The organism is Caulobacter sp. DWR1-3-2b1, from assembly GCF_049895765.1.
Lineage (GTDB): Bacteria > Pseudomonadota > Alphaproteobacteria > Caulobacterales > Caulobacteraceae > Caulobacter.
Genome location: NZ_JAFCSZ010000052.1, coordinates 1 through 11,845 on the forward strand (window position 1 = coordinate 1; position 11,845 = coordinate 11,845).

The window sequence follows — 11,845 nt, forward strand, 5'->3', positions numbered from 1 at the left end:
GGCGCCTTAAGACGCTCAAGGGCCTGACCCCCTACGACTTCATCTGCAAAATGTGGACAAAAGAGCCTGCAAGATTCAAGATCAATCCGATCCATCAAAGCCCGGGACCAAACACCTAGAGGCTGAGAGCGCAGCTCTCGCCGATGGTCGGACGCGAGATCACCACGCGCGACAGGCCCGGAAAGGCCGGCGTCAGACGCTCGGCGAAATAGAGGCACAGACGCTCCAGAGTCGGGCTTTCCAGACCGGGGCGATCATTGAGCAGGCCGTGGTCCAACTCGGTCGCCACCGCCTTTAGCGCAGCGTCCAGACCGTCCAGATCGGCGACCCAGCCGGCGTCGTGCATCTGCCCCTTCACGCTGGCTTCCACCTTGAACGAGTGGCCGTGCAGCTTGCGGTAGCGATGGTCGGCGGGACCTTGCTCGATGTAATGGGCCGCATCGAAATGCGCGGCCTTCGTGATCTCGAAGACGGGCTTCATCAGGTACTTCTTTTGACAAGGCCTGGGAGGCTCTAGCGCATCGACCCTGTCACCAAGTCGAGCGCCTTATCCGTCAGGGCAGGCCGAGATATTTGTGCGTTTGGACGCTTAAACGCCATTGAGGGTGGGAAAGGCAATAGGCGACGGCCAATTGGGTGTTTCGATCGCGGTCTGGACCGTCCATCGGCTGCAGGTAAAAGCGCTCGAAATCCAGACTTTCGAAGCGTTCGGGCAGCGCCTTTTCCTGCGGATAGACCAGCTTCAGTTCCTGCCCCCGGGTCTGCACGACAAGGGCGTCCGCCTTGGGACTGATGCAGATCCAGTCGATGCCCGTGGGCGCCTCGACGGTGCCGTTGCTTTCAACAGCGATCATGAAGCCCCGGGCGTGAAGGGCCGCGATGGCCGGCGTATCCAGCTGCAGCAGCGGCTCGCCGCCGGTGCAGACCACGAGGCGATCGTTTGGACCGCCGGTCCAGGCCGCCTCGACCGCGTCGGCCAGCAGGTCCGCCGTGACAAATTTCCCGCCACCCTCGCCATCCGTGCCGACGAAATCGGTGTCACAGAAGGTGCAGACGGCCTTGTGCCGATCCTGCTCGCGGCCGGTCCACAGATTGCAGCCGGCGAACCGGCAGAACACCGCCGCCTTGCCCGCCTGGCCGCCCTCGCCCTGCAGGGTCAGGAAGATTTCCTTGACGCTATAGGTCACGCCGGAAAGGCCTCCCGTCCCGCTGCGTCCCATTCCTCGTAGCCCTTCTGGCGCAGGTCGCAGGCCGGGCAGTCGCCGCAGCCGTGGCCCCAAGGGTGCAGGTCGCCGCGTTCGCCCTGATAGCAGGTGTGGCTTTCGACCACGATCAGGTCGACCAGATCCTCGCCGCCCAGCGCCTTTGCCAGAGCCCATGTCTGCGCCTTGGTCAGCTTCATCAGCGGGGTCTCGATGCGAAAGTCGCGATCCATGCCCAGGTTCAGAGCGCTTTGCATGGCGTCCAGCGTATCGCGCCGACAGTCGGGATAGCCGGAAAAGTCGGTCTCGCACATGCCGCCGACCAGGGCTGCAACACCCCGCCTTTCGGCCAGCGCCGCTGCATAGATCAGGAACACCAGGTTGCGGCCGGGCACGAAGGTCGAGGGCAGGCCGCGCTCGGTCATTTCGATGGCCCGGTCGGCGGTCAGGGCAGACTCGGCGACGGCGCCAAAGCTCTTGAGGTCCAGCACATGGTCCTCACCGAGGCGCTCGGCCCAATGCGGAAAGCGGGCGGCGATCTGATGACGCACGGCCACCCGCGCCTCCATCTCGATGACGTGGCGCTGACCATAGTCGAAGCCGACGGTCTCGACGCGAGCATAACGCTCCAGCGCCCAGGCCAGACAGACGCTGCTGTCCTGGCCGCCGGAAAACAGCACCAGGGCGGCGTCAGTCATGGATGGATCTCCGGCTAGGCGCGGGCCTGATTGCATAAGGGTCGAAACAGCAAGCCATGGCTCCCTCTACACGAGGCGGCGGCGGCTCGAAACGGCCGAGGCCCGGCGGAGGAGCGTATCGGAGGCTTTGCAGGCCTCTCCAACACCTCGAAAGCTCTCATTGCGCCAATACCCAATTCCGTAATCGCGTGACACGCGAGAACGCCACTCCGGGTAATGCCTTGGTTTTGGGCGCCCGAGTGGAGATTTCCGTAAGGTAAGCGCCAAACCACTTTTTCTAATATCAGTGAAAACTTGCTCCAAACAGGAGAACGTGACCTTGGGGAAAGTGAAAAGGCGTAACTTATCGCTGTTCACTTAGGCTTGCGGCAGTTGACAGCCCTACAGCGCAAGTATGCAATCCACCTATGCTGCGATGGGTCCGCCGTACGCCCGCGTAGCGCGAATTGTACGGCGCCGAGGAAACAAACAACGCTCGCAGGGTCCGCCATAAGGAACCGCGGCGTTCAGGGAGGGAATTTAAATGTCGCAATCTTCGCGTTTGCGGAGCCTGCTGGCCATGGGCGCTTCGGCGGCCGTGCTCGCAGCCGTCGCCACACCCGTGCTGGCCCAGACCGCTGCTCAGCAGACCACGGTCATCGAGGAACTGGTCGTCACCGCCCAGAAGAAGGAAGAAGCCCTTCAGGACGTGCCGATCGCGGTTTCCGCCTTCAGCCAGGATACGCTTGAAGCCCAGAAGATCGACGGGGGTCCGAATCTTCAACTGGCCATTCCGAACGTCAGCTTCGCCAAGAGCAATTTCACCAACAGCTTCAACTTCCAGATCCGCGGCATCGGAGCCCGGGCGGTAGGGGCGGCAGCCGACCAGGGCGTGGGTGTTCACTTGAACAATGCCCCCCAGCAGTCGGGCAACCTGTTCGAGGCCGAATTCTACGACATGGAGCGCGTGGAAGTCCTGCGCGGCCCGCAAGGCACGCTGTATGGCCGCAACGCCACCGGCGGTGTGGTCAATCTGATCACCGCCAAGCCGACCGACACCTTCGAGGCCATGGCCCGCGCGGAAGTCGGCAATTACGGGACCCAGAAGGTCCGCGGCATGGTCAACCTGCCGATCTTCGGCGACAAGCTCGCCGTCCGGGCCGCAGGCGCCTATCTGAAGCGCGACGGCTACATGACCAACACGTTCACCGGCAACAAGGTGGACGACCGGGACCTGTACTCGACCCGCATCTCGGTGATGTTCAACCCCACCGAAAAGCTGCGCACCAACTTCATGTGGGAGCGCTTCCATGAAGACGACTCCCGCTCGCGCACCGGCAAGCAGCTCTGCACAAAAGACAATGGGCCCGCCACCGTTGGCGGCGTCGCCACCGGCGCGGCGCGAATCTTCCTGACTCAGGGCTGCCTGCCCGGCTCGCTGTACAGCAACAACGCCTACGGCACCGTCAATACCTCGGGCACCCTGACCGGCGAGCTGGGCAACATCTTCGGCTTCACCAGCGGGGACGCGAACGTCGGCGACACTACCGACAAGGACCTCAATAAGTTCGAGTCGCTGTTCGACCCGATCTACCAGTCCAAATCGGACGTCTATCAGTTCACGCTGAACTACGACCTGACCGAAAGCCTGACCATCACGGCGATGACGTCGTACAGCGAGAACTCGGTCTATTCGAAGCAGGACTACAACCGCAACGTCTCGGTCGTGCCGTTCAACACCACGCCGTTCACGCCGGGCGGCTTCTTTACCGACCCGCAGGTTGGCCGCACCAACCTGTTCACTACCCTGGACATCTCGTCCAACAACGCCGAGCAGTTCAGCCAGGAGTTCCGCCTGTCGTCGAACTTCGATGGTCCGCTGAACTTCAACATCGGCGGCATCCACTTCGACTATGAGAGCGTCACCGATTATTATGTGATCGGCAACTCGCTGACCCTGTCGGCCCTGGCCCTGAACGCCACGACGCCGGGCAATGGCGGCAATCCCAACTGTAACCCGGTCACCCTGCCCAATAGCTGTATCGGCATCGACACCAACGCCACGCCGGACGGTTCGGGGCACAACTATTATGACAACCGCACCCCCTATCGCCTGAAGTCGGACGCTCTGTTCGGCGAGCTGTACTGGCAGGCTAATGAAAAGCTGAAGTTCACGCTGGGCCTGCGCCAGACGCGTGACCGGAAGGAAATCGACAACTACAAAACCGTGCTCCTGGCTCCGGGCACTGGCCTGGTCCTCGATCCGATCACCCCGCTGGCCAAGGTCAGCTTCAGCGAACTGACCGGTCGCTTCGGCTTCGACTACAAGCCCGAACTGTCAATGACCGACGACACCCTCGTCTACGCCTTCTACTCCAAGGGTTATAAGGGCGGCGGCATCAATCCCGGCGTTCCGGCCAATGCTGTGGGCATCCCGCAAACCTTCGAGCCGGAATTCGTCAACGCGATCGAAGTCGGCACCAAGAACACGATGCTGGGCGGTAGCCTGCTGTTGAATGCCACCGGCTTCTACTACGACTACCAAGGCTACCAGATCTCGAAGATCGTGAACCGCACCTCGGTCAACGAGAACGTCAACGCCAAGGTCTACGGCCTGGAACTCGAGTCGATCTGGTCGCCGGTCTACAATCTGCGCCTCAACGCCAATATCGGTTATCTGCACACCGAGATCGGCAAGGGCGTGAAGTCGATCGACACGATGGACCGCACCCAGGGCAACCCGGCCTATACCGTGGTCAAGGTTGGTCCAAGCCTGCCCAACGCCAGCGTCGGCGCCAACTGCGTGCTGAGCTCGGCCGGCGTCGCCACCCTCCTGGCAATCAGTCAGGGCGGCATCTTGCCGTTCGCCTGCGGTGGTCCGGCGGTTTTCCAGGGCTTCCTGCAAAGCCGCGGCGTTCCGGCGGCCACTGCGGGCTTCCTCGCCAACAACACCGGCCTCTATAACTACGGCGCTGGTTATTCCATCGAAGGCACGACGGCGGACCTGTCCGGAAACGAGCTGCCCAGCTCGCCTGAGCTGACGGCTTCGATCGGCGCCCAGTACCGCTGGGACATGGCCGGCGGCTGGTCGGGCACCCTGCGCGGCGACTACTACCGCCAGACGAGCCAATATGCCCGGGTCTACAACACCGACTACGACCGCATCAAAGCTTGGGACAACGCCAACCTGACCCTCAAGATCGAGAAGTCGGAATGGGGTCTGGAAATCGACGCCTATGTGAAGAACCTGATGAACGACGTTCCGATCATCGACGCCTATACCAGCGACGACTCTTCGGGTCTGTTCACCAACATCATCACGCAGGAGCCGCGTCTCTACGGCGTGAGCATCACCAAGAAGTGGTAGTCAGCCGTCCCTGACGGGATGTCTTCTACAGGGGCGGCGGATCAATCCGCCGCCCTTTTTCTTGCCTGCACGCACGTTGAGATCACGCGCCACAAGACTACCTTTGCGAGAATTCTTCTCGACTTAACGACTCCGCAAGGGCGGGGCGGGCATGGTGATCCTTCACAGACGCCAGCGAAGCGGCCGCATGGAAACGCTATCTCGTCTTATTGATCGCCGTCCGCCGGTTGCCTCGACCACGTCCTGCCGGGACGTCTGGGCGATATTCGACGCCGATCCCCAGGCCTTTTCAGTCGCCGTCGCCGAGGACTGCAGGCCTGTGGGCGTCGTCTATCGCGACGTGTTCATGGGCATCATGGCTGTCGCCCGCGACACGCTGCACGACCACCCGATCACCGAGATCATGGACGCCGATCCGCGTCTGGTGACACTCGACACCGAGCTCGGCGCCTTCGTCGACAGCCTGGCCGACCACCCATCTCCGGTCTTCCGCACCTCGTTCGTGGCCATTGATGAGGCGGGCGACTATGCGGGCGTCGGCGGGTTGGGCTCGCTGCTGGCTTCCTACCGGCGCCGCCAACGCGAGGCCAAGGACGCCATGGCGCTGGTCGAGCGCATGGCCACCGACATCAATCACCACCTCGATGGCGTCCTGGCCATTACCGAGCGTCTGGAGCAGCAGCGCCTGACGCCCGACGCCAGCGCCTTCGTCCGCGCCATCGGCGACACCAGCCGCGACATGGGCTCCATGCTCGGCCGCGCCATCGAACTGCACCGCTCGGCCCTGGGCCAACTGCCGATGGCTCCAACGCCGGTGCGCCTGCGCGATCTGGCCGACGCCGTAGAGGCTCGCTGGTCGGCGCGCGCCGCCGAGGGCGGATCCACCCTGCTCTTCTCGTATGACGGCGATCCTGAATGCGGCGTCGAGGTCGACGGCGAGCGCCTGCTTCAGGTCTTCGACGCCCTGATCGAGAGCGCCCTGGCCAGCGGTCGCGGAGTCATCGAGGCTTGCCTGCAGGCCCGCATCGGCGTCGATGGCGTGAGTCTGGGCGGCAGCGTCCGCGACAACGCCACGGGCTTGGCCGAAGATCGCCTGGCTAGGGTCTTCGAGCCATTGGGCGCGTCACGCATCGAAGATCGCACGGAGATGGCTCTGGGTGTGGGCATGGCTCTGGCTCACCGGATCGTGCGCAGCCTGGGCGGCGAAGTCAGGGCCGAGGTCAATCGCGGCGCCGGCCTGACCGTGCGCTTCGCCTTTGTCGCCCCGTCGGCCGAGACCGGCGCGGCCCCGGCGGCGGAACCGACCATCGACGCCCGTGCGGCCCACATCCTGATCGTCGACGACAACGCCACCAACCGCATGGTCGCCGAGGCCCTGTGCGACATGTTCGAATGCACTTCCGAACAGGCGCTCGACGGCCTGGAAGCGGTCGACATGGCCAGGAGCGGCCGCTTCGACCTGATCCTGATGGACATCAAGATGCCGCGCATGGACGGCATCACCGCCACCCGCGCCATCCGCGAGATGGGCGGCCGTCCGGCCGTCACGCCGATCGTCGCCCTGACCGCCAACGCCGACCCGTCGGACGTCCAGACCTATCTGGCGGCCGGCATGCAGGACGTCGTCGAAAAGCCGATCAAGCCCGAGCGCCTTGCCATCGTCCTTAGCGCCCTGCTGAGCGGCGACGCCGATGAAGAGGTCGCGGCATGATGGATTGCTTGTGGCTGGGCAAGTCGATCCTCGCGTTCTAACCTGGCGTTTAACGCTGGAGCTCTAGTCGCGTGCTGACCACCGCCGAGCAGATGGCCTGGGATTTCCTCAGCAAGGCGCAGCATTACGCCACGCCCAACGAGGTCGAGACCCATTTCGCGCGCGCCATCGCCGCCTTTGGCTACGACCGGTTCTGCGCCACGCTGATCAACGCCGACCACTACGGCAAGGAGCCCCCGACGCTGAGCCGGGAAGACTTCGACGCCTGGGACGCCCGGTACTGGAGCGAGCGCTACGTCGTCCACGATCCGTGCGTGAAGCTCCTGATGAAGTCCACCCGGTCGTTCGCCTGGTCGGACGCCAAACCGTTCGGCGACAACAGGCGCGCCGACATCATGTGGTCCGAGGCCGCGGACATCGGCATGAATGACGGCTTCGTGGTCCGGGTGTTCGGCCCCGCTGGCCACCTGGTGCTGATCCGCATGGCCACCGAGGCCCGCGATACGGACCCCACCGCCCGCGCCGTCATCGACAGCCCGGCCACCGTGTTTGGCACCATCATGCTCAAGCACTGGGAACTGCAGGACGACAATCCCGACTATAGCGTGATCTCCGAACGCCAGGCCCAATGCCTGCACTGGGCGAGCCGGGGCAAGACCGACTGGGAGATCGGCGCGGCCCTGGAACTCTCGCCCGCACGGTCCACCACCACATCGAAAACGCCAAGAAGCGCCTGGGCGTGGCCAAACGCCAGGAAGCCGTGATGAAGGCCGGCGAGTTGGGGTTGCTGGGTAAGGGGTAGAACTGACGCCTGCTCCGGCTCCCTTGTGCCTCTAGAGCCCTTTCCGACCTGATGGCTTCATCAGGGTCGGAAAGGGCTCTAAATCAGAAGTTTAGAGCATTTTTCGATCCGATAACCGTTTCACACTTATCGGAAAATGCTCTAGCCCTCGCGAACAGGCCGAACCCGTTCCGCCAAACTGTGGCGACTCTTATGAGCCGCGGATTTGTGCGGCGGCCTTGCTCACCGCGTCACGAATGCACGACGCATAGACGTGATTGGCCGTCCCGGTGCCCCGGACCTCTTCCAGGCAGACGCGCGACGCCGCTTTGACGATCTCGGCGCGCGTCGCGCCCTCGCCTCGGTAAAATCGGTGGGCCAAGCCACTGCCACGCCCTGACGAAGACCATCTAAACCCGACATCACGACCCCAATGACAGACAGCTATGGAGCGGCGCCAGCATCGGCATAGGCCGTTTGGCCTATCGTTATCGATCAGGGACCTGACACTTAATCGCGGCCGTCCATTTCAGGGGGAACGGCCATGATCCACATCGTTACATCCGACAATCGCCATCTCTACGGCCCGCAGCTTAGACGTCTTGGACATGATCGCGTTCGGCGATCTGGGCGCCGTGCAGCGGCAGGTGAAGCGGGCAATGACGCCCCAGCTTTCGGCAGGTATCGAGCGCGACGAGACCCTGGCCGCCGAGACTCTCTTTCGCCTGCACGACACCTCGGAGCGGGCGCGGCGAATCTGGGCCGAGCGAGAGGGAGCGCTACCTCTCGCCTTCCACGCATAGAACACGTCCAGGACTCGTCCAGAAAGCGATCCAGAACCCAGATCGGGGATGAAATCCCAACCTCCGCGACGTAACGCCGCGCCATCCTTTCGCGGCCGTCACGGTCGTGTCATGTTGGACAAACAACCGTTGGAGGCGAAAATATGAGCGAAGAAACCGAAAGCCGGCGACCCAACCCGGTCGATCTGCACGTCGGCGGGCGCGTTCGGATGCGCCGCAAGCTGCTCGGCGTAAGCCAGGAGCAGCTTGCCGATTCCTTGGGCCTGACCTTCCAGCAGGTTCAGAAATACGAGCGAGGCGCCAACCGCGTCAGTGCCTCGAAACTGTACGAGATCGCCAAGACCCTGCAGGTGCCGGTGTCGTTCTTCTTCGACGGCCTGGCCGACCCCATGGGCGGCTCGGAGGTCGATGACGCTGGCCTGCACGCCGAACGGGTCGTTCAGCAGTTCCTGACCACGCCGGAAGGCCTGGAACTGGCCGAGGTCTTCCCCCGCATCGCACGCGGCCGGGTTCGCCGTCAGGTTCTCGACTTGGTCCGGGCCATGGCCGACGAAGCCGGTCGCGGCGAAAACGCCGCCTGAGCGCCCTGTTTCAGGCGTGATCCAAGGCCCCGACGGGCGACTGTCGGGGCCTTTGCGTATCTGAAGTCTAGCTTGCCGAGGCCCGTGCCTGGGACGCGGTCCAGATGTTCTTGGCCGTGCGCGCCGAGGCGTGGGTCAGGCCGCGCAGGTCGTGGGTCTTCAGGACCCTGAATCCGACCTCGCGCTCCTTTTGCCAGGCCAGCTGGACGTCATGGGCCAGACCCGCGGCCAGATCGACAAGCTGAACCTTGGCGGGCGGGGCCACGCCAGCCAGCATCTGCACCCGCACGCCGGCATCGGACACGTCGCGGATTATGCAATCCCAGGCGAAAGCGCCGCACAGCAGCTTGCCCGCCCGCTGGGTCGAGACACGGGGCGCGCCCCGTCGATCAGCTTCTCCGCCTGACGCGTACTTCGACATGACAGTATAAACGCATGGCGCGGTTAATCGGCCGTGCAGGCGCTGTACTTTTGTTGCTCCCGCGACCATACGCCTCGCACAAGTCTCTGAAACCAGAACCTTTTGTCCGATAGTCGACTCTATCGGGCCGTTCCGGATCATGGCGCCGCTCCGTTAACCTTTTGGAGCTGTCAGGCGACCACCGGCGAAGCAGGCACAGGTGTTCCCGGTGGCAGGCTAGGTGTCGTCAAGCTTGGCTTCGAGGCGCTCGACATCTCGGGCCAGAGGCGCTCGCCGTCGGGCGTGATCGGCCTTCAGCCGCGCCGTCTCATCGTTCAGCGCCGCACGACGTTCTTGGAGGCCCTGTTTGGCCTGCTCGTGCTCCATATCCGCTTCGCCGAGCGCCTTGCGCGCCGCCTCAAGCTCGCGCTTCAACGCCGCCTTGGGAGCGGGCCTGGCCTTGCGCGCCTGGGGCAGCTTGGCGACGGCGGCCTTCAGCCCGGCCTCGGCTCGCCGGATCACCGCGCCCGGCGCTGCCAGGGCCGCGACGGCCTCAGGCCCCTCGGTGACCTCCTGGGCCACGCCTTCCTTAAAAAGATCGCGGTCGGTCTCCCAGGCCGCCATCGCCTTGACGCGCGACGTCGCCGCCACGGTGTAGCGGTGGAAGCCGTCAGACCAGGTAAAGACTTTCAGAGCGCGCGCCATGGCGGGGCAACGGCCGCGACGGGCGCCTGTTCCAGGGATAGTCAGAGCTGTAAGAGGAAGACCGTCCTGGTGGTTGGAGGCGGGATCGAACCGCCGACCTGTGGGTTATGAATCCACCGCTCTAACCATCTGAGCTACCCAACCGTCCCAGGACGGAGCGGCGTCATACGCCCAAGACGCCGGAGCATCAACCCCGCAAGCGATCCGCCGCAGTGGCCGCCGGTTCGGCGCCAGATCGCGCTTCCCATGGAAATGAGCCTTCCTATCCGGGACGAGAAGCCCCCTCCCGGGGAGGCTCAAGCATCCGATCAACCACCGCTTCAAGACGCCGCGCCAGCCGGGCCGACCCATAGTCACGCAGCACGGTTTCGCGGGCGCGCTCGCCCATGGTGCGGGCAAGCTCGGGCGTGGCGATCAGCGCAGCCAAGGCGTCGGCGAAGGCCTCAGGGTCATCCGGCGCCACAAGGCGGCCGGTTTCGCCGTCCGCCACCATCTCGACAGGACCGTCGATGGCCGAGGACACCACCGGCAGGGCTACGGCCATGGCCTCCAGCAGAGCCAGGGGAAAACCTTCCTGATGCGAGGGGAAGGCGAAGAGATCGCCCATAGCCAGGAAGGTCGAGACATCAGCTGTCCAGCCAATCAGGCTGACGGCGGCGCCCAGGTCCAGTTCGGCGATCAGGTGCTCCAGATGCGCCCGTTCCTCGCCCTCGCCGGCGATGTCGCAAACCACGTCCAGGCCGCGCGCGCGCAGCAGACCGATGGCGCGGATCAGGATGTCGAAGCCCTTCTTGGGATGCAGACGCCCGGCGGCGACCACCCGGATCGCGGTGCCCGGCGCGGCGAACGGATCGGCTTGGGCAGTCGGTTCGGCCACCGCATTGGGCACGAAATGGGCCAGCGCCGACGGCACGCCTCGCGCTACGGCCAGTTCGGCCAGATGGCGTCCGACGCAGATATAGTGGGTGTCCTGGACCACGTCGAAAGCCGGTTTGTGCACGCAGACCGCCCGCACCACGCCCGTGGGCGCCAGTCGCGCGAAGAGGCGCGCTGGCCGCTGCCCGTGGCTGAGGATCAGGTCCGGGCGCACCGTCTCGACCAGCCGCCGGGCGGCGCTCGCCGTCCACGGGTCCCAGTCGGTAAAGGCGGGCATAACCTCCAGCGGCGGCGAGCGCATGGCCTCGGCCCCACTGACAGATCCTCCCCGGCGCACCACGCCCGTGCAGGTTCCGCCGTGCTTGGCGGCATAGGACTCGAGGATCGGCTGGTAGTCGAGGAACACGCGCTCCAGACCGCCCAGCCCCTTGCCCAGCATGGCGTGCAGGATGGTGGTCAAGGGCGGGCTCCGATGTGGCTGTGAGAACGGAACTTCTGCGGATGGGTCGGTAGTGTCAACGGAGCGATCTTTCGTAGCGGTCGCCAGACAGGCGGCAAGCCAAATCACAACCGTTCAGCTTCAATCCGGGTCCATTCGCGCTCGAAAAAAACGACAGCGCGGAGCCTAGATGTTTGGTCCCGGACTTTGATGGGTTGGATCGACGTTGAATCTGTCGGGCTCTTTTGTCCAGATTTTGCAGATGTATTCGTATGGGGTCAGGCCGTTGAGGGTCTTCAGACG

11 protein-coding genes, 1 tRNA gene and 2 pseudogenes are annotated in these 11,845 nt (G+C 64.2%); 6 read left to right on the forward strand and 8 right to left on the reverse strand.

Going from position 1 to position 11,845, the window contains the following annotated elements; translation table 11 throughout:
• Positions 1–119 (forward strand): annotated as a pseudogene (locus tag ACP69S_RS21415) (IS481 family transposase); the annotation flags it as partial.
• On the opposite strand, the gene ACP69S_RS21420 reads toward ACP69S_RS21415, so the two are convergent.
• From ACP69S_RS21420 to queC, 3 genes are all read right to left on the reverse strand, one after another.
• On the reverse strand, positions 116–481 hold the full coding sequence (locus tag ACP69S_RS21420) for a 6-pyruvoyl trahydropterin synthase family protein (protein ID WP_426000687.1): 366 nt from the start codon (positions 479–481) through the stop codon (positions 116–118). The pseudogene ACP69S_RS21415 and the gene ACP69S_RS21420 overlap by 4 nt on opposite strands.
• Before the next feature lie 73 nt (positions 482–554).
• A complete protein-coding gene (gene queE / locus ACP69S_RS21425) occupies positions 555–1,187 on the reverse strand; it encodes a 7-carboxy-7-deazaguanine synthase (RefSeq protein ID WP_426000689.1) in 633 nt (210 codons plus the stop codon).
• A complete protein-coding gene (gene queC / locus ACP69S_RS21430; RefSeq protein WP_426000690.1) occupies positions 1,184–1,936 on the reverse strand; it encodes a 7-cyano-7-deazaguanine synthase QueC in 753 nt (250 codons plus the stop codon). The genes queE and queC overlap by 4 nt, the downstream gene beginning before the upstream one ends.
• 487 nt (positions 1,937–2,423) lie before the next feature.
• Between queC and ACP69S_RS21435 the strand changes: the two genes are divergently transcribed.
• From ACP69S_RS21435 to ACP69S_RS21455, 5 genes are all read left to right on the forward strand, one after another.
• Entirely contained in the window at positions 2,424–5,246 is a 2,823-nt protein-coding gene (locus tag ACP69S_RS21435; RefSeq protein WP_426000692.1) for a TonB-dependent receptor, read from the forward strand.
• Between the two features lie 187 nt (positions 5,247–5,433).
• Positions 5,434–6,957, forward strand: a complete 1,524-nt coding sequence (locus tag ACP69S_RS21440; protein WP_426000694.1) for a response regulator — start codon at positions 5,434–5,436, stop codon at positions 6,955–6,957.
• Between the two features lie 71 nt (positions 6,958–7,028).
• Positions 7,029–7,721: a helix-turn-helix transcriptional regulator gene (locus tag ACP69S_RS21445; protein WP_426000696.1), complete on the forward strand. Its 693-nt coding sequence runs from the start codon at positions 7,029–7,031 to the stop codon at positions 7,719–7,721.
• Between the two features lie 625 nt (positions 7,722–8,346).
• On the forward strand, positions 8,347–8,541 hold the full coding sequence (locus tag ACP69S_RS21450; protein WP_426000698.1) for a hypothetical protein: 195 nt from the start codon (positions 8,347–8,349) through the stop codon (positions 8,539–8,541).
• Between the two features lie 143 nt (positions 8,542–8,684).
• Complete coding sequence (locus tag ACP69S_RS21455; RefSeq protein WP_426000700.1) at positions 8,685–9,122, forward strand: helix-turn-helix domain-containing protein; 438 nt, start codon at positions 8,685–8,687, stop codon at positions 9,120–9,122.
• A 67-nt stretch (positions 9,123–9,189) separates the two neighbouring features.
• On the opposite strand, the gene ACP69S_RS21460 is transcribed toward ACP69S_RS21455, so the two are convergent.
• The 5 genes and pseudogenes from ACP69S_RS21460 to ACP69S_RS21480 form a co-directional block, all read right to left on the reverse strand.
• A complete protein-coding gene (locus tag ACP69S_RS21460; RefSeq protein ID WP_426000702.1) occupies positions 9,190–9,543 on the reverse strand; it encodes a PilZ domain-containing protein in 354 nt (117 codons plus the stop codon).
• Between the two features lie 216 nt (positions 9,544–9,759).
• Positions 9,760–10,227 (reverse strand): hypothetical protein, encoded by a 468-nt coding sequence (locus tag ACP69S_RS21465; RefSeq protein ID WP_426000704.1) that lies wholly within the window; start codon positions 10,225–10,227, stop codon positions 9,760–9,762.
• Between the two features lie 67 nt (positions 10,228–10,294).
• A tRNA-Met gene (locus tag ACP69S_RS21470) sits at positions 10,295–10,371 on the reverse strand.
• A 118-nt stretch (positions 10,372–10,489) separates the two neighbouring features.
• Positions 10,490–11,563 carry a glycosyltransferase gene (locus ACP69S_RS21475; RefSeq protein WP_426000706.1) on the reverse strand — a complete coding sequence of 358 codons (1,074 nt, stop codon included), beginning with the start codon at positions 11,561–11,563 and terminating at the stop codon, positions 10,490–10,492.
• 165 nt (positions 11,564–11,728) lie between these two features.
• Positions 11,729–11,845: pseudogene (locus ACP69S_RS21480) on the reverse strand (IS481 family transposase); the annotation flags it as partial.